We start from the raw sequence: 17,159 nt of genomic DNA, 5'->3' as shown, positions 1-17,159 counted from the left end.
GGGGGTTCGCCGCCCCCCCCTCCCCCCCCCTCCTGCGCCTGAGCGGCGTCCTCGCCGTGCGCTGTGCGTCCGAGCTCGGCGTCGCTGGAGTTGTCACCCCTGGGCATCCGGTTCTCCGGTCTCGCTCGATACTGTCGCCGGGAAGCAGATCGGCGGGTTCGTCCCACGCGGCGTTGTCGGCTGCCCCGGCTTTCGGGCCAGGAGGTAGGCCTGCTGGCCCTGTCGGGGCCTCTCGCTCCGCGAAGACCACCGGCAAGAGCTCCGGAGGGGTGTGGACGGTCGAGTACCAGGCGAGGATGCCGCCGAGAGTGCCGTCCGGCAGGTCCAGGTCGGTCATCGACCCTTCGTCGAACTGCAGGTCCGGGTGCGTGCGACGGGCGACGGCAACGGTCTCCGGCGACAGGTCGATGCCGAACGCGGTCAGCCCGAAGGAGTGCAGGTGTGCCGTCACGTGGCCGGGCCCGCAGCCGAGGTCAGCGACGGGCCCGGCGTCGACGGCCCGGGTGAGTTCGGCGAATGTGCTGATCATCGCGCGGCCGTACAGGTCGCCCTCGAACGCGGGTGGCACGAGTTGGGCGTAGTCGACGGCAACGGTGTCGTAGGCCACCCGAGTGGCGTGTCGGTAGGTCGGCTCGGTCATGGCTGAGGACGGTAATGCCTGCCGAGGGGCGTCGCGCTGGCGCCGGTGTACGCGGCTCGGTGAGTTCGGGTGCCGGGTGCCGGGTGCCGCCCGGTGTGATGGTGTGCGGCACGCCGCCGTCGGAGCAATCGGGGCGCGAGGGCCGGCCGGTCGTCACGCTGGGCCGGGTGATCACGCTCCGGAGCAGGGATGCCACCGCTGCACGGTCGCGTGATCCAGCACCCCGAAGCCCCACCTCCAGCCAGCACATCGGGAGACACCAGTGATCGGACACCACGCCCCAGGACATCCCGTCGTCGCAGGAGAGGCGGGCGTCCACGTCCGTGCGCGGTGGTGGCGGGCCGGGGTGGTGGCAGGGGTGTGCGTGGCGCTGGCCGGTACCGGGGTGATCCCCGCGACCGCTGCGGCGACGGGGTTCGCGCCGGGCACCACCCCGGTGCGGACCCGAGGGGCCGACCCGGTGGTCACCTTCGCCTTCACCGGCGGCTCGCAGAGCCTCACCATCCCGGCGCAGGCGGTGGTCACGATCACCGCCGACGGTGCGGGCGGCGGCGACAACACCGGTACCTCCTGTTCCGTCACGGGGACGGGCGGGACGGGGGCGCGGGTCGTCACCACCCTCCCGCAGACCACCGCCCCGACGACGGTCACCGTCAACGTCGGCGGCGCGGGCGGCAAGGGCTGCAACGGCACGGGGACGGGGGGTGCCGGCGGGTTCAACGGCGGAGCTCCGGGTGGGGGCATCCCGGTCACCGGCTTCCGGGCGGAAGGGCCGGGCGGGGGCGGTGCGTCCAGCGTCAGCGTGGGCTCCTTCCTGGTGGTCGCCGGGGGCGGCGGTGCCGCCGGGGGTACCGGGGGCAGCCTGAAGGGCGGCGACGGGGGCAACGGCGGGACGACACCCGACGCCACCGGCGGTACGGCGGGAAGCGCGACCGGCCCTGGAGCCGCGCCGGGGCAGGGCGGTGGCGGCGGCAGCACCAGCACGAACACGGGTGGTCCGGGCGGGGCGGCCGGCACCGTCGCGTTCTGCAACGCCACGACGGGTGCGCCGGGAAGCGGGTTCGTCGGTACCGCGATCGGCACCGGCGGCACCGGCGGGGCGATCGACGGCGGCTGTGCCGCCACTGCCACCGGTGCGGGGGGTGGCGGGGGCGGCGGGTACTTCGCCGGCGGGGGCGGCGGCAGCGCTGCCGTCAACAGGACCGGCACCCTGGCGAGCGGTGGCGGTGGTGGTGGCGGGAGCAGCTTCGTGACCCCGTCGGGCACCGGGACGTCCTACGCGGCCTCGACGATCGGGACGGCGAACCAGAACGGCCAGGTGATCATCAGTTACACCGTGGGCAAGCCGGTCACCACGACCATGACCGCGATTCCCCGGAGCACCCGGATCGGTTCGCCGGTCGTGCTCAGCGACACCGTCTGCCCCGGCGCGGGCTCCACGACCAGGCCCACCGGAACCGTCACGTTCACCGACACCACCACCGGGACGGCCCTCGGCACGGGACGCCTGTTCCTCTCCCTCGGCAGGTGCGCCGCCGGCGGGACGGTCACCGCCTTCCGCACCGCAGGCACCCACACCATTACCGCCGTCTACAGCGGCGACTCGGTGTACCAGGACAACGCCGCCGACCCCGAGACCATCACCGTGACGGTGAGTCCCTGATCGGAGCGCCGCCGCAGCACCGGAGGCAGACCCTGCCTCCACCGGTGGCGGAAGGGACTGGACTCCGCCACCTCCCCGTTCACCTGGTGGTGGGGCACCCTGGCCGAGGAGCGGGCCGCCTGGCTGGAGACGAAGGCGTGGCCGGCGCAGCGGCGCCGACCGGCAGTTCGGCCTCACCGGCTGCCGGCCCGCGCGGCTCAGGTGTGGCCGGTGGTGTCTCCGGTGGCGTGTTCGGGGGCTTGGCCACGGGTGTAGGAGGCGAGGCGGTCGGCCAGGGCGGCGACGAGGGCGCGTAGTTCGTCGGGCCGCTCGATGGCGAACGGCCGGTCCAGTGAGGCGAGTACGGCGGGCAGCCAGTCGAGCCGCTCCGCCCGCAGCTCGACCGTCCGCCAGCGCTCGGCCGTCGCGTCGTCCTGGAGGGCGACGCCCTCAGCGGCGTCGTCCGCCAGGCGCGCGACGCTCGCCGGGAGCCCGGCGCGGATCTGCCCGACCGTCCCGTGGATCCGGACCGTCACCTCGTACCGGTAGTCGGCCGTGGCGAACGCCGACAGCACGCGGTCCGCCGGATCCGGGCCGTCGGGCACGTCGAAGGAGCCGGGCAGGGTGCGGGCGTCCGCGATCCGGTCGAGGCGGAAGGTCCGGTCCTCGTCGATCAGGGCGTCGCGGCCCGTGACGTACCACCGGCCCGCGTGGGCGACGATCCCGTACGCGTGCAGGGTGCGTTCGGTGCGGCGCCCGTCGCGGCCGGTGTGGTGGAGGGAGACCGGTCGGCGGTGGCGGACGGCGTCGGCGAGGGTGAGCAGGACCTCGGCGTCCGGGGTGTCGAACTCGCCGGGCCGGTCCGTGAAGGCGAGGGCGTCCAGGAGCGAGTCGAGCCGGCGGGCGAGGTGCTGGGGCAGTACCCGGCGGATCTTCGCCGCCGCCGTCTCGCCCGCCGTGCGCTCCGCCGTGCTCAGGCCCGCGCGGCGGCCGGCGAGCAGGCCGAGCAGGACGGCCAGCGCCTCGTCCTCGCCGAGCATCAGCGGGGGCAGCCGGTACCCGGGGGCGAGCCGGTACCCGCCGTAGCGGCCGCGCACCGACTCCACCGGGATGCCCAGCTCGCTCAGCTGGTCCACGTACCGCCGCACGGTGCGCCCCTGGACGCCGAGCCGGTCGGCGAGTTCGGCGACGGTCCGGGTGCCGCCGGACTGCAGCAGCTCCAGCAGGGTCAGTACGCGGGCGGTGGGTCGGGGCATGGTCGAAGCCTAGGCGGAATAGAGGACCGGTTCTGTCCGGTATCCCGCCTAGCCTGCGACGTGCAGGTTCCCGAGTCCCGTTTTTTCAGGTTCAGCCAAGGAGATCCCCATGGACTTCGTCTCGATCCGCGTCATCACCGCCGACGTCGCCCGCCTCGTCGCCTTCTACGAGCAGGTCACCGGGGTGCGGGCGGTGTGGGCCACCGAGGAGTTCGCCGAACTGGGGATCGGCGGGGCCACCCTCGCGATCGCCGGCACCCGTACCGTCCCGCTGTTCGCCCCCGGCTCGGCCCGCCCGGCGGACAACCACAGCGTGATCACCGAGTTCCTGGTCGACGACGTGGACCGCGTCCACCGCAACCTGGCCGCCGTCCTCACCGAGGTGGTCGCCGGTCCCACCACGATGCCCTGGGGCAACCGGTCGCTGCTGTTCCGCGACCCCGACGGCAACCTGGTCAACTTCTTCACCCCCGTCACCCCGGCGGCGCGGCAGAAGTTCGCCCGCTGAGCCCGCTGAGCCCGCTGACCCCGCTGCCCGCCGAGCCCGCTGCCAGGGGAGGCCCGCCCCTGGCCCCCGCGAGTCCGGTTCGACAGAATGTTCCGGTGACGAACTGGACCCGGATCCTGACGATGACCCGCAGCAACTTCCGTGCGGCCGACCCGGTCGAGCGGTGGACCGCCCGGGCGGCCTGGGCGCTGCTGACGGCGACGGCCTGGCTGCTGGTGATGTTCACGACCGTCTTCGGGGCCGAGGTCGCCGGGGTCCCGATGGGCACCGTGAGGTGGCTGGCGATCGTGCTCACGGTGGCGGTCCCCGCCGTCTCCTGGGCCGCCGTCACCTCCGGCGGCCCAGGTGGCCCCGGCAGCCGCAGCGGGACGTCGGCGTTGACGGTCGCGCTGCTGGTGGCGGCCGTCCTGCTCGTCATCGCCTTCGTCTGAGCGGTCGGGGGAGAGCGACGGGAGGGGCCGCGGGTTACGCCTCGCCGGCCAGGAGGCGGGCGTTGACGGTGGGGTGGCCGGCCTGGGCGAGGGGGAAGGCGGTGCCGACCTTCTCGGAGTGCCCGGGGACGTCGATCCGGACGCTCAGGGTGCGGTCCAGGACCTGCTCCCTCGTCAGCCGGAAGTCGATGTTGACGGTGGCGTGCTTGGCGCACGTCTCGCACTGGCGCGGGTTGTTCGGCTGGAAGAAGAACCGCTTCGCGACCGGCTCGCCGTCGGCGAGCAGGCTGACGACGAACGAGCCCGGGATGTTCAGCCGGTTGATGCCCTTCACCCGCACCGAGACCGGGTCGGCGCTGCGGAAGGAGAAGGTGCGGGCGGCGTCGATGCTGCCGGAGAGGTTCTCCATGACGGTCTCCGCGGGGGCGGGGGGCAGGTCCAGCCGGTCGTACCCGATGTCGGTGGCGATGGTCTGGTCGGCGGTCGCGGTGAACGGCGGCAGCGGGTTGAAGCTCGGGTCGGTGAGCCAGCTGTCGTCCCCGCCGGCGAGGGTGGTGCGGAACCCGGCCAGGGTGGTCGCGGTGTTGAGGTGCTGCCAGCGCAGCCACAGCCGGTCGATGTTGCAGTGGAAGAACCAGAAGACCGGGTCGAAGGCGGAGACCTCCTGGACGCCCATCGTCGGCCCGACCGATCCGTGGCCGCTGTCGTGGGCCTGGATCGAGAACTTCTGGTAGCCGTTGATGTCGGACGCGCCCCAGAGGGACTGGGCCATCGACGTGGCGATGTCGTCGAGGACCCCGAAGCTCGTCACGTTCGCCGTGATCTCGGCGACCGGGTAGCGCTCGGTCGTGTACGGGAAGAGCCCGGTGACCGGCGGCGTCGCGGTGGCGCCGGGGTCGGCCGGCAGGACGTACTGGTCGAACGGCGGGTGCTGGAGGCGGTCCGGCAGCGGGGTGGAGATGTCCCAGTAGGGGAGCGTCACGTCCTGGCAGCCCGGGACGGAACGCAGCGCGTCCTCGAACTCGCGCAGGTAGACCCGGTGCCAGGGGTTGAAGCGGGGCTCGTGGTGCAGGCACCAGGCCTTGGGGAGCCCGTGCTGCCCGGCCAGGGTGAAGTAGCCGTCCGGTGCGGTGCTGGAGCGGGCCATGACGCCGTTGAACGCCGTTGTCAGGAGGGCGAATTCGGCGTCGGTGAGCGTGGTGACGTCCTTGCGCAGCCGGGCCGGGGCCGCCCCGCCGGGCGGCGTCGTGACCGGCGTCGAGGTGCCGAGCGGGAAGCCGTTGACGATCCAGTTCTTGAAGGTCTGCGAGCGGTTGGCGCTCCACTTGCCCGCCGCGTCCGGGGGCATGCCCGCGTTGGGCGGCGAGGTGTGGGCGAAGATCGTGAGGGCGTTCTGCTTCACCCCGTCGTAGGTGCCGAGGTCGATGCCCTTGGTGGCCATGTGGGCCACGTCCTCGGGGCGGAAGTAGGTGCGGATGTCCGCCAGGTACGTCGGCGCCGCGACGACCGGATCGGGGTCGGGGGTGGTCGGGGGTGTGGTCACGGGTCCTCCGGCGGGCTCGGGGCGGGTGCTCGGGTCGGCTGCCGGGCGCGGCGTAGGCGCCCTCGAACAGCGATCGCGAGTATGCGGGAGCCCGAAAGGTCTCTGTACGACCGACACGTGCCCGGGTGCGGAGATACGTCGACCGGCCGTCGGAGCGTGACCCGGTCCGGGTGCGCGGCGCGGGGCCGGTGACCTCGCGGTTCGACGACATCGATGTAGACCGGAGCCGCCGACCGTGGGTAGGGTGTGGCTGCTCCCGCCCGTCCGCGGCACCGCGTGCCCGTGGTCCTCGCGCCCTCCGCGCGTTCCGTACCGCTCACCGCCGGTACGACTCGGCCCGGCGCGGGCATGGGCGTCGGCACTCCGGGGCCCGGACCGGAGGTGGTGCAGCCCTCTCCCAGCGATTGGATGGCACGTGTACGACGGGCGGAAGGGATCGTCGAGTCCCTTCGAGCAGACGGTCTACCTGCTGTCCGCGGCCGGCCGGGCGGCGGACGGCCTGCTGGCGGACCGCTGGCGGGCCCGGGGGATGGGTCAGACCCACCTGTCGGTGCTCGCGGCGCTGTCCCGGCAGGGCGCGCACGCCCGGCCCGACCTCGCCGCCCGGCTGCGCCTGCCGGAGGCGGAGGTCTCCGGGGCGCTCGACGAACTGCTGGCCGCCGCGCTGGTGCAGTCGATGGTCGTCCAGGTCAACGGCCGCCACGAGGTGGTGACCCTCACCGCTGCGGGCGAGGCCGCCCTGGAGGGGCTGCACGGCGACGCCGCCAGCGTCCAGGAGGACCTGCTGGCCCCGCTGACGAAGGGCCAGCGCACCGAACTGAACGCGCTGCTGCGGCGGGTGTGCGCCCGGGCGGCCCGCATCGCGGCCGGGCCGCAGTCCGTTTCGGGCTGACGCGCCGGGGCCGCCGACGCGCCGGGTTCCGTCGTCGGTTGACGCGCCGGGTTCCGTGGTCGGTCCGGTTCAGGCCGCGCCGCCTCGGGGCCCCGCCCCGACCCCGTGCTCGCAGAGCGGGCCGACCTGCCAGCCCCGGGTGGCGCAGTGGTCGAGCAGCCGGGGCAGGGCGCCGAGGGCGGAGCGCCAGGCCTCGGGGGCCGAGGTGCAGTCCGAGTCGTGCAGCAGGACGGTGCCGCCGCCGTAGAGGTCCGCGGTGACGGTGCGGTGGACGGTGTCCGGCGTGGCGCGGCCGGTCCAGTCCTCGCCCCAGCTCGTCCACAGCACCGGGGTCAGGCCGAGCCGGCGGGCCGCGAGGTGGGCGCCCACGCTCATGACGCCGTACGGGGGCCGGAACCACTGCGGCGCGGTGCCGGTGAGGTCGGCGACGGTGTCGCGGGCCCGGCGCAGGTCCTCGTAGGTGGCGCGCGGCCCGCGCAGCAGCAGCGGGCGGTGCGCCCAGCCGTGCACGGCGATCTCGTGCCCGGCGTCGGCGATCTCCCGCACCAGCGCGGGCGCGCGGACGGCCATCGAGCCGAGCAGGAAGAAGGTGGCGTGCACCTGGCGCTCCTGGAGCAGGGCCAGGAAGGCGGGCGTGGAGGACGGGTCCGGGCCGTCGTCGAAGGTGAGGGCCACGTGGTCGGGGCGGCCCGTCCCGGCGAGCCGGGGCAGCAGCCGGTTGCGCAGCGGCCCGTAGGTGGAGAGCACGGGAGCCGCGTGGAGGGCGGTGGCGGCGACGGCGGCGGTGGCAGCGGCGGCGCCGAGCAGCGGGAGCGCGCGGGGCTTCATGGGGGCCTCAGGAAAGGGAGTTCAGCGCGCCGAGGCGCGGCGGGCGGTGGGAGGTGAGCAGGCGGTTCATGGTCGTGGTGAGCCCCGCCGGATCGGCGCTGCCGCACTCGACCAGGACGATCTGGCCGGGTCTCAGCTGCGGGGTGACGGCGCTGCCGCAGGCGATCCGGAGGTCCGGGACGACCAGGTGCTCGCGGTGGTAGGCGGCCAGGCCGAGGTCGAGGGCGTCCACGTCCCGGCTGGAGAGGAAGAAGGAGCTGCCCGCGCCGGTGGCGGAGCGCAGGGCGTCGGCCCCGGCCTCGACGGAGTCGCGGCGGGTGACGATCCCGCTCTGGTAGGGCGGGCCGTAGCCGGCGTTGACCAGGGTGAGCCCGGCGGCCGCGAAGCGGCGGACCTCGGCCGGGTCGGCGGCGGCCTCGTCCGTGTCGACCGAGACGGCGGCCTGCACGGCCGACAGGGCGCGCAGGGTGGCGTCGTCGAGGTGCCCGCCGTGCGGCGGGTGCACCACGAGGAAGGCCCGGCCGGTGCGGCCGGCGTCGACGGCGTCGAACCCGCCGTAGGCGACGGCGAGTTGGGTGCCCGCGGTGGACAGCCAGGCGGTCGCGCTGAGCGCCGCGACCGCGAGGCCGACGCGACGGCCCGGGCGGCGGTCGGGGCTGCGGTCGGGGCGGCGTGGGGTGGGAGCGGAGGCGCGGGTGGGGATGGCTTCCCGGTCGGGGCGGCGGCGTTGCGCGGGGATCAGTGGTGGCGGTCCGGCGTGCACCGGGGGCGCGGCGTCGGCCGGTACGGCGGGGGAGGCGGCGGAGTCCGGTACGGCGGGGGCGGAGCCGGAGTCCGGTAGGGCGGGGGAGGGGGCGGAGCCCGGTACGCCGGGAGAGCCACCGGCGGCCCGTACGGCGCCGGAGGAACCGGCCGCGATGGCCGCGATGGCCTCCGCCGGCCCGGACGCGTCGCGGTGCAGCGCCAGCCCCGCCTCCCGGTACCGGCGCCCGGTGGGCCCGTCGACCATGGCGGTGAGCACGGCCGCGAGCTCCGCCGGGTCGCGGACCCAGGGGGCCAGGCCCGCCTGGTCGAGGGCGGCCGCGTTGGTCAGGCCGTGCCCGGGTATGCAGCGGTAGCTGACCACCGGCAGGCCGCAGGCGAACGCCTCCAGCGAGGTCAGGCCCCCGGCGTTCTGCACCAGCACGTCGCAGGCGTGCATCAGGCCGGGCATGTCCCGGACCCAGCCGAAGGCGTGCTCGACGCCGTCCGCCCGCAGCCGTTCCGCCAGGGCCCGGTTCCTCCCGCACACCACGACCGGCACCGCCGCCCCGGTGGCCCGCACCTCGGCGGCCACCCTCGCCACCTCGCCCACCCCCCAGGAGCCGGCCACCAGCAGGGCCAGCGGTGCGCCCGGAGGCAGCCCGAACCGGTCCCGGGCGGCCGTGCGCAGGGCCTCCGTGGTCGGGGTGAACCGGGGGTCGACCACCGGGCCCGCGACCGCGACCCGCTCGGCCCCGTGCGCACGCGCCTGTTCGGCGGGGACGGGATGGGCCGCCAGGTGGAGGTCGACGCCGGGCGCCACCCAGAGCGGGTGCACGGAGAAGTCGGTCAGGTAGACCGCGGCGGGCACCGCCAGCCGACCCCGGCTGCGCAGGGTGCCGAGCACCTGCCCGGCGATCGGGTAGGTGGCCACCACCGCGCGGGTGTCCGGCGGCAGCGCGCGCAGCAGCTTGCGGTGGGTGCTGCGCTGGATCAGCCGGATCAGGGCGCCCGGCCGGCCGGTGGACTCGGTGCTGGAGTAGATCCGCTGGTAGGCGGAGGGGGCGATGGTCAGCAGCCGCCGGTAGCACTCCGAGACCAGTGGTCCGAGCCCGGCGGGGACCAGGTCCAGGAAGTCCCAGCGGTCGACGGTGTGGCCCGACCCGGCCAGGCGCAGGGCGAGTTGGGCGGCGGCGCCGTCGTGCCCGGCGCCCACGCTCGCGGAGACGATGACGACGCGCCCGGCGGCGGTCGAGGCGGCTGGCGCGGACGGGCGGGACGCGTCGGCGTGGTGCGCCGATGCCTCGTGGAGGTGCGGGAGTTGCGACACGATCGGCCGATCCTCTGGCGGTGACGGGGCAGGGGCGGGTGGCTTCCGGTGCCCGTCCGGGCACGATCCGGTGCCCGGACGCGGCCGGGGCGCGGGGGAAGCCGCCTGGTGCGACGAGCGGCGGCTGGGGCCGCGGCGAACCGCGGCACGGTCAGGATGACAGGGGCTTGCTGAAGATCCGCTTAAGCTCAACTACCCCTCCGGCGTGCCGCGATGAAGGCCTGCGGCCCGGTTTCCCGGACGGGTCGTACGGCTGTGGTAGCCGGGGCGGGGTGGGACGAAACGCCGCCGGGCGCCGGATCGGGGACGAATCAGGGGAGACCCCGACGGGGCCCAGGGATCCCGTGCCATGATGGCGCCGCCATGACCGACCTCGACGCCGGGCCCGCACCGCTACCGGTGCGCGCCGCCGCCCTCGACCTTCGCGTGCTGCGGGCCCTGCCCTTCGCGACGGTCTGCCTCGTGCTGTCCGCCGCCGGGCACGTGCTGGCCTCGGGGGACCGGCTGTCGCCCGGCGTGCTGCTGCTCGGGTGGGTGCTGGTCGCGGCGTTCGCCGTGGTCGGTGCGCGGCGGGAGCGTTCGGCCCGGGCGATCGTCGGCGCTCTGCTGGGCGGCCAGGCGGGCCTGCACCTGTTGTTCCACGCGGCCGGGGCCGCTGCCGGGGCTGGTACCGGGGCCGGGCAGTCGGGGACGGCGCGGGGCGGCACCGGTGGGACGGCCGGAATGCCGGATATGAGTGGGATGCCGGACATGGCGGGCATGCCGGGGATGAGCGGTATGCCGGGGATGGCCGGGCGTCGGAGCGCTGCCATGACGCACGTCACGGCGAGCGCAGGCGCGGGCACCGCCCACCACACCGCCGTGGCGGCGAGCCACCTCGGCTTCTGGTGCCATGCGACGCTCGTCGGGCTGAGCCCCGCGATGCTCCTGGCGCACCTGGGCGCGACCCTCGCCGCCGGCTGGTGGCTGCGCCGGGGCGAGGCGGCGGTGTGGGCGCTGGTCCGGCTCGCGGCCCGCGCCGCCGAGGCCACCGGGCGGGCCTGCGCGGCTCAACTCCGAGGCGTACTGGCCCTGTTCACGGTCCTGCGGGACGGGCTGAACGCCCCCGGGCGCGCGCTGCGCCGGGCCTCGGGCGCCGACCGCTCGGGCCGGGCGTGCTCGGCCTTCCTACGGCACGTGGTGATCAGGCGCGGCCCGCCGGGGTGTGCGACGGCGTGACCGGAGCGGGGACGCTCCCGGGCCAGGCCGTCCTCCCGCCCCCGATCACCCACCGCACGCGACCTCCCGTACGGCGGCCGACGACGTCCCGGTTCGGACACCGGCCCGCCGCCCGCCCGTGCGCGGCCACGCGTGCCCTCCTCTGGAGAACGACCGCATCATGCGAGCTTCCCGCCTGACCCGCCCGACTCCCTTGACCCGCACCACCCGCCTGGCCGCCGCTGCCGCCCTGGCGGCCGCGACCGTCCTGGCCGCCGCCACCACGGCCTCCGCGCACGTCATCGTGGACCCGTCCAGCGTCCCGAAGAACGCCACCGACCGGACCTTCGCCTTCCGGGTGCCGAACGAGGACGACACCAAGAGCACCGTCAAGGTGGAGATCGACTTCCCGACCGACCACCCCGTCCCGTCCGCGCTGGTCGCGCCGGTGCCCGGCTGGACCGACAAGATCACCACGACCAAGCTCACCACCCCGATCCACACCGACGACGGGGACGTCACCGACGTGGTCTCCCAGGTGATCTGGACCGGCGGCCAGATCAGCCCCGGCCACTACCAGGACTTCACCGTCGAGCTCGGCGCGCTGCCCGAGGGCACCGACCAGGTGGTCTTCAAGGCCCTCCAGACGTACAGCGACGGCAATGTGGTGCGCTGGATCGAGGAGCCCCAGGCCGGACAGCCGGAGCCGAAGAACCCGGCCCCCGTGCTGCACCTGACGGCTGCGGCCGCCGACGGGGACAGCGCGGGCGCCGCGACTCCGGCGCCGTCGGGCGGTGCGACGGCAGCGCCGACGGCGACGGCGACGGCTGCGGCTGCTGGGGCGAAGGCCGACGCCAGCGACTCGACCGCCCGCGGTCTCGGCATCGCCGGCATCGTGGTCGGCGTGCTCGGCGTGCTCGCTGCGGCGGCTGGCGTACTGCTCGGCCGCCGCGGCCGTACGGGCACCTCGGCGTGAGCCCCGGGCCGGTGCGGCGCTCTCCTGCCGCACCGGCCCGGCCCGGCCCGGCGGCGTAGCGGAGCGGGAGGTTTCGGCCGGAAACCCCGGCGGTGGCGTGTTTCCGGACGACCTGGCCCACGGTCGTTGACCGGCCGTCCGCGCGGGCGGTTGGCTCGTCCCGAACCGGGCCGCGGGGGGTGTTCGGGCCCGGCACCGTCATCTGGGGAGGATGATCCATGACCACCGCCCGCACCCGTCGCCGGTCGGCCCGCGCCGCCGCCGTCCTGGTGGCCGCCCTCGCGGCCGGCGCCGCGATGCCCGCCGCCGAGGCCCGGCCGCCCAAGGGCGAGACCGCCCGGGTCAGCGAAGGCCCCAAGGGCGAACAGCTCGACGGCTACTCGACCGCCCTCGGCCTGAGCGACGACGGCCGCTACGCCCTGTTCTCCTCGACCGCCACCAACCTGCTGCCGCTACCCGGTACCCCGAACAACGTCGAGATCTACGTCCGGGACCTGCGCAACGGCCACGTCGAGCGGGTCAGCGTCGCCGACGACGGATCGAAGCTGAACGCCATGACCTTCCAGGCCTCGATCAGCGGTGACGGCCGGTACGTGGCGTTCAGCGCCAGTGCCACCAACGTGCTGCCCGGCGGTGCCAAGCACCGCAGCGACGTCTACGTCCGCGACCGCTGGACCGGCCGCACCGAGCTGGTCACCGCGGGCGGCCTGCCCACCACCGACGACCAGAGCCGCTACGACGCCGAGAGCCCGTCGATCAGCCGGGACGGGCGCTACGTCGCCTACGTGTCCAACCGCGGCGACCTCGCCAGCGGCGCGGCGGTCACCGGCCAGAACAACGTCTACGTCACCGACCGCCGGACCGGCACCAGCCGCCTGGTCACCGTCGGCGCGGACGGCACGGCCGCCGAGGCCAACTCCTTCGACCCGACGATCAGCGCCGACGGCTCCACCGTCTCCTTCGGCTCGCGGGCGGGCAACCTGCTCCCCGCCGCGACCCCGGCCGCGACCGCGGCCCCCGCACTGGCCCGGCCGCACTACTACCCCTACTACGTCTGGAAGGCCGGCACCGGCCGGATCGCCGCCGGCAGCCTGGACGCGGCCGGGCACCTGGGCGACGCCGCCCACGACGCCCGGATCAGCCGGGACGGCCGCTACCTGCTCTACTCCCTCGCGTCCTACGGCCAGGGCAGCCCCGGCCACGGCGGCACCCGACTGGACGTGTACGCCCACGAACTGGCCACCGGCCGGACCACCCAGGTCGACACCGGGCTGTCGGGCAGCACACCGGACGGCGAATCCTCCGGCGGCGAGATGACCGCCGACGGCCGCTGGGTCTACTTCGACTCCGCCGCCGACAACCTCGTCCCCGGCGACACCAACGGCGCCGTCGACGTCTTCCGCCGCGACCTGCGGACCGGGACGACCGAGCGGGTCAGCCTCACCCGCGACGGCGCCCAGAGCACGGCCGCCTCCTCCGCCCCCCGGGTCGATGCCACCGGCGACACCGTGATCTTCAACGCCGACGACGGCAACCTCGTCCCGGGGGACACCAACCTCCTCCAGGACGTCTTCCTGCGCCGCCCGTGAGACGGACCACCTGCCGGTCACCCCGGTGGTAGCGTGCCCCGACACCGTCGAACGGGGAGGGCCGGCAGGTGGACCAGCAGTTCCGCCGTACCGCCGTCACAGCCCTCGGCGCGCACCGTCCGAGCAGAAGGCATCGACCCCGGCCGGCGCCCGGCCCGAGGTGAGGAGGACCGTAGCCTGATCGACGGAGACCGTCGATGCGCTCGGCGGCATACTGGTCGGATGGGCTTCGAGGTGGGGTCCGGCGAGGACGACTGGGGTGGCGTGACGCTCGGGGAGAGGTTGCTGCGTGCGGCGGAGGGCCTCGGGGTCGTTCTGCCTGAGCACGAAGGACCGTGGAGGGGCACAGCCGCGTACGTCGACGCGGGGCTCGACCGGCGGGTGTGGGTGCGCCCGGCCGACGAGCAGCGTCGGACCTTCTGGGGTGTACCTCCAGAGCAATGGCCGGTGCCTGGCCGGCGGGTCGACCGCCGACCCGGCCGAGGTGGTCAGGGCGGTGGTGGCCTGGACGGGTGGAGCGGGGCTCGCGGGAACCAGGGAGCAGGCCCCGTGCATCGAGTTCCGCCCTTGGGCCCTCGCGCACGAGCGGGAGCCGCTCGGTGCCGTCGAGCTGGAGTGGTGCCGCCGACTCGACGGCATCCACATGCCGCCGATGAACCGGTTCCCGCGCGTGCATGCGCTGTTGGCGGCGGCGTACGCCCAGCCGGTGCTCCGCCAACTGATGCCGGTGACCAGCCACTTCAACCTCGGGTTCTCCACCGGCATCACGGCGAAGCGGACCACGACAAGGGTCGGGCCCATGATCTGGCCGCACGACGAGGGGTTCTACGGGGTACGGAACGGGGGCACGTTGCTCGCGCGCTTCGAGACGCCGGAGGAGGCCGTGGCCTTCGTGGTGGCCGTCCTGCCGGAGGGGATCGGAGCGGCGCGTTAGAGCGCCGTTCGAGCGGCTCGGCTCGGGATCCGAGGCCTGCTATCGGTCCGTGCCCGGGGCGGCGTCGAGGCGGTGGAGGCGGGCCCGGACGGCTTCGGCGTCGCGGTGCTGGAGGTCGTCCAGGATGGCCAGGCCGCGGGTCCAGTCGGCTCGGGCGGCTTCCCGGTCGCCGAGGGCGAGGTGGGTGTCGCCGAGGTGGGTGTGGATGTCGGCCTGGAGGAAGTAGTCGCCGACCGCCCGCCGTAGATCGAGGGACTCGTGGTAGGCGGGCAGGGCCTCGCGGTACTCGCCGAGGCGGTGGTGGATGTAGCCGATGCTGTCCCAGATGGAGGACTGGCCGGGCAGGTTGCCGGCCTCGCGGGCGAGGTCCAGGGCGCGCCGGCAGTGGGTGAGCGCGGCGCGCAGCTCGCCCTGCTGGGCCAGGTACCAGCCGATGCTGTTGAGGGCGAGGGCCTGTCCGGAGGGGTCGCCGAGTTCTTCGAACAGGGCCAGGGCCCGTCGGGACTCGGCCACCGCCTCGGCGTCGTCCCGGACCTCGCCGTGGGCGATGGCGAGGTCGAGCCTGGTGCGGCCCTCGCGCGGCCGGTCGCCGGTCTCCTCGAACAGGGCCAGGGCCAGGCGTAGTTCGCGCTGGGCCTCGGGCTGGCGGTCCTGGGAGCGGTGCACCTGGCCGAGCCAGCGGTGGGCGTGGGCCCGGCGGTCGGGGTCGCCGGCGCGTCGGGCGGCGGCCAGCGCGGTCTCGCCGGCGCGCTGCCACTGCTGCCACAGGCCCGACTTGAGCAGGTAGGGCACCTGGGCGCCGACCAGTTGCCAGGTGTGCAGGTCGGCCCCGGCCGCGTGCGAGGCGTCGACGATCCGTTCCAGCACGGGCTGTTCGTCCCGGTACCAGGCGAGCGCCTGCTGCCGGTCGGTGAGCTGTTCGGGTGTCACTCCGGCGGCGGGGCGGGCGAGGTCGAGCGGGTGCCAGGAGGCGTCGTCTGCGTAGGCGAGCCCGGCCGCGCGGTGGGCGGTGTGGAGGTAGTGGTCGAGCATCCGCCGGGTCGCCCCGGCCCGGCCCTGCGGTGGTTCGAGGGCGGCCGCCTGTTCGGCGGCGTACGCGCGCAGCAGGTCGTGGAAGGTGTACCGGCCGGGCTCGGGTGCGGTGATCAGGTGGGCCCGGTGCAGGTCGTCCAGCAGGGCGCGGGTCTCGGTCGGCGGGCGGCCCGTGAGGCTCGCGGCCGCCGGCACGCTGATGGTGGGGCCCGGGTGCAGGCCGAGCAGCCGGAACAGCCGGGCGGCCTGCGGGGCCAGGGCGTGGTAGGACCAGGAGAGCACCAGGCGGACGTCGGCGTGGCTGTCGCCCGCCGACAGCAGGTCCAGGCGGGCCCGGGAGTCGCGCAGCTCGCGCGCCCAGACGCCGAGCGGGGTGCCGGGGTGGTCGGCGGCCCGGGCGGCGGCGATGTTGAGGGCGAGCGGCAGCCGGGCGCACAGCTCGATCAGTTCGTCGACCGCGTCGGGCTGTTCGGCGACGGTGGTCGCGCCGAGGCGGCGGGCGAACAGTTCGCGGGCCTCCTCGCGGGAGAGCACGTCCAGGGCGATCGGCACCGCGCCGTCCAGGGCGACCAGGCCGGGCAGCCGGTTGCGGCTGGTGACCACGACCAGGCAGGTGGTGGAGCCCGGCAGCAGCGGGCGGACCTGCTCCGCCTCCCGGACGTTGTCCAGGACGATCAGCGTCCGGGTGCCCGCCAGCCGGCTGCGCAGGAGCGCGAGCTGCCCGTCGGGGTCGGCGGGGATCCGCAGGGCCGGGACGCCCAGGGCGTCCAGGAAGCCGCGGGCCACGTCGGCGGCGTCGACCGGGGCCCGGGCCGGGTCGAACCCGCGCAGGTTGGCGAAGAGTTGGCCGTCGGGAAAGCGGTCGGCCACCCGGTGGGCGAAGTGCACGGCGAGGCTGGTCTTGCCCACACCGGCGGTGCCGGCGATCGCCGAGATCACGACCGCGCCGCAGCCGGGGGTCACGTCGGCGAGCAGGGCGTCGAGGGCCCGGAGCTCACCGGCCCGGCCGGTGAAGTGCCGGATCGCCATGGGGAGTTGCTGCGGGCCCGAGGCCCCCGGGGAGGGCAGCGGCGGCGGGGAGGGCGGCGGCGCGCTCTCCGGGGCGGGCACGGCGGGAGGCGCATCGCTCTCCCGGGCGGCGGCCAGCCAGTGGGCCCGGGCGTCCGGGGCGACGCCGAGGGCCTCGGCGAGCCGGACCACCGAGGACATCCGCGGTCGGCGGCCACCGGCCTCCAGCGCGCTGATCGACCGGGCCGACACCCCTGAGCGGTCGGCCAGTTCGTCCTGGCTCCACCCCACCGACAGACGTCGCTCGCGCAGCAGCGCGGCGAAAGCAGCAGCCCCCACCCGTTCCCTCCGGATTCCCTGCGCACCGTGTCGCCGCCCCGCCCGGCCGACCCGGATCGCGCCTGAGCGTAGTCCCCCGGAGGCCAAGTGTCAGGTCAACGTCAGGTCAACGTCGTGGTCGTCGTCCTCGTCCCGGGGCGAGGATGAAGGCTTGGCCCGACGGTGTCGGGCCCGTCCGGCGGCGAGGCGCGGTTACGGGGGTACCGCGGCGCGCCGCCCCCCCCGCCCCGGGCCGGCCCGCCCCGCGGCGGGCGGGGGGGGCCCCCCCCCCGG

At 75.3% G+C, this 17,159-nt stretch carries 14 protein-coding genes; 8 read left to right on the top strand and 6 right to left on the bottom strand.

Translation table 11 applies throughout. From position 1 onward, the window contains the following. On the bottom strand, positions 1-640 hold a 640-nt coding region (locus tag ACFWXO_RS40725; protein WP_380531167.1), incomplete at its 3' end, for a class I SAM-dependent methyltransferase. 262 nt (positions 641-902) lie between these two features. On the opposite strand from ACFWXO_RS40725, the gene ACFWXO_RS40720 reads away from it, so the two are divergent. After that, complete coding sequence (locus ACFWXO_RS40720) at positions 903-2,303, top strand: Ig-like domain repeat protein (protein ID WP_380531164.1); 1,401 nt, start codon at positions 903-905, stop codon at positions 2,301-2,303. Between the two features lie 197 nt (positions 2,304-2,500). Here ACFWXO_RS40720 and ACFWXO_RS40715 read toward each other — a convergent pair whose 3' ends face one another. Continuing rightward, positions 2,501-3,538, bottom strand: coding sequence for a helix-turn-helix transcriptional regulator (locus ACFWXO_RS40715; protein WP_380531161.1), 1,038 nt, complete (start codon positions 3,536-3,538; stop codon positions 2,501-2,503). Positions 3,539-3,647: 109 nt separating this feature from the next. Here ACFWXO_RS40715 and ACFWXO_RS40710 point away from each other — a divergent pair, with 109 nt between their 5' ends. Both ACFWXO_RS40710 and ACFWXO_RS40705 read left to right on the top strand, forming a co-directional pair. Further along, entirely contained in the window at positions 3,648-4,046 is a 399-nt protein-coding gene (locus tag ACFWXO_RS40710) for a VOC family protein (protein WP_380531158.1), read from the top strand. Between the two features lie 95 nt (positions 4,047-4,141). Further along, positions 4,142-4,477: a hypothetical protein gene (locus ACFWXO_RS40705; RefSeq protein WP_380531155.1), complete on the top strand. Its 336-nt coding sequence runs from the start codon at positions 4,142-4,144 to the stop codon at positions 4,475-4,477. Positions 4,478-4,511: 34 nt separating this feature from the next. Here the strand turns inward: ACFWXO_RS40705 and ACFWXO_RS40700 are convergent, their stop codons facing one another. After that, positions 4,512-6,020, bottom strand: a complete 1,509-nt coding sequence (locus ACFWXO_RS40700) for a tyrosinase family protein (protein ID WP_380531152.1) — start codon at positions 6,018-6,020, stop codon at positions 4,512-4,514. A gap of 415 nt (positions 6,021-6,435) precedes the next feature. Between ACFWXO_RS40700 and ACFWXO_RS40695 the strand changes: the two genes are divergently transcribed. Then, positions 6,436-6,912: a MarR family transcriptional regulator gene (locus ACFWXO_RS40695; protein ID WP_380531150.1), complete on the top strand. Its 477-nt coding sequence runs from the start codon at positions 6,436-6,438 to the stop codon at positions 6,910-6,912. Between the two features lie 69 nt (positions 6,913-6,981). On the opposite strand, the gene ACFWXO_RS40690 is transcribed toward ACFWXO_RS40695, so the two are convergent. Then, positions 6,982-7,740: a polysaccharide deacetylase family protein gene (locus tag ACFWXO_RS40690; RefSeq protein WP_380531148.1), complete on the bottom strand. Its 759-nt coding sequence runs from the start codon at positions 7,738-7,740 to the stop codon at positions 6,982-6,984. A 7-nt stretch (positions 7,741-7,747) separates the two neighbouring features. Beyond that, positions 7,748-9,811 carry a glycosyltransferase gene (locus tag ACFWXO_RS40685; RefSeq protein WP_380531145.1) on the bottom strand — a complete coding sequence of 688 codons (2,064 nt, stop codon included), beginning with the start codon at positions 9,809-9,811 and terminating at the stop codon, positions 7,748-7,750. A gap of 363 nt (positions 9,812-10,174) precedes the next feature. Here ACFWXO_RS40685 and ACFWXO_RS40680 point away from each other — a divergent pair, with 363 nt between their 5' ends. The 4 genes from ACFWXO_RS40680 (at position 10,175) to ACFWXO_RS40665 (ending at position 14,507) form a co-directional block, all read left to right on the top strand. Continuing rightward, positions 10,175-11,029, top strand: a complete 855-nt coding sequence (locus ACFWXO_RS40680; RefSeq protein WP_380531142.1) for a hypothetical protein — start codon at positions 10,175-10,177, stop codon at positions 11,027-11,029. Positions 11,030-11,189: 160 nt separating this feature from the next. Then, entirely contained in the window at positions 11,190-11,984 is a 795-nt protein-coding gene (locus tag ACFWXO_RS40675; protein ID WP_380531139.1) for a YcnI family protein, read from the top strand. A 218-nt stretch (positions 11,985-12,202) separates the two neighbouring features. Continuing rightward, entirely contained in the window at positions 12,203-13,573 is a 1,371-nt protein-coding gene (locus tag ACFWXO_RS40670) for a hypothetical protein (protein ID WP_380531136.1), read from the top strand. 424 nt (positions 13,574-13,997) lie between these two features. Then, a complete protein-coding gene (locus ACFWXO_RS40665; protein WP_380531133.1) occupies positions 13,998-14,507 on the top strand; it encodes a DUF6193 family natural product biosynthesis protein in 510 nt (169 codons plus the stop codon). 39 nt (positions 14,508-14,546) lie between these two features. Here the strand turns inward: ACFWXO_RS40665 and ACFWXO_RS40660 are convergent, their stop codons facing one another. After that, the gene (locus tag ACFWXO_RS40660; protein WP_380531130.1) at positions 14,547-16,886 is read right to left on the bottom strand and encodes an ATP-binding protein; all 2,340 of its coding nucleotides are present in this window, start codon (positions 16,884-16,886) and stop codon (positions 14,547-14,549) included. Positions 16,887-17,159: the final 273 nt, after the last annotated feature.

The sequence above is a fragment of the Kitasatospora sp. NPDC059088 genome (genome assembly GCF_042738155.1).
Classification (GTDB): domain Bacteria; phylum Actinomycetota; class Actinomycetes; order Streptomycetales; family Streptomycetaceae; genus Kitasatospora.
The sequence above is the reverse complement of the archived record's forward strand: the minus strand, read 5'-3'. Positions and strand labels throughout refer to the sequence as shown.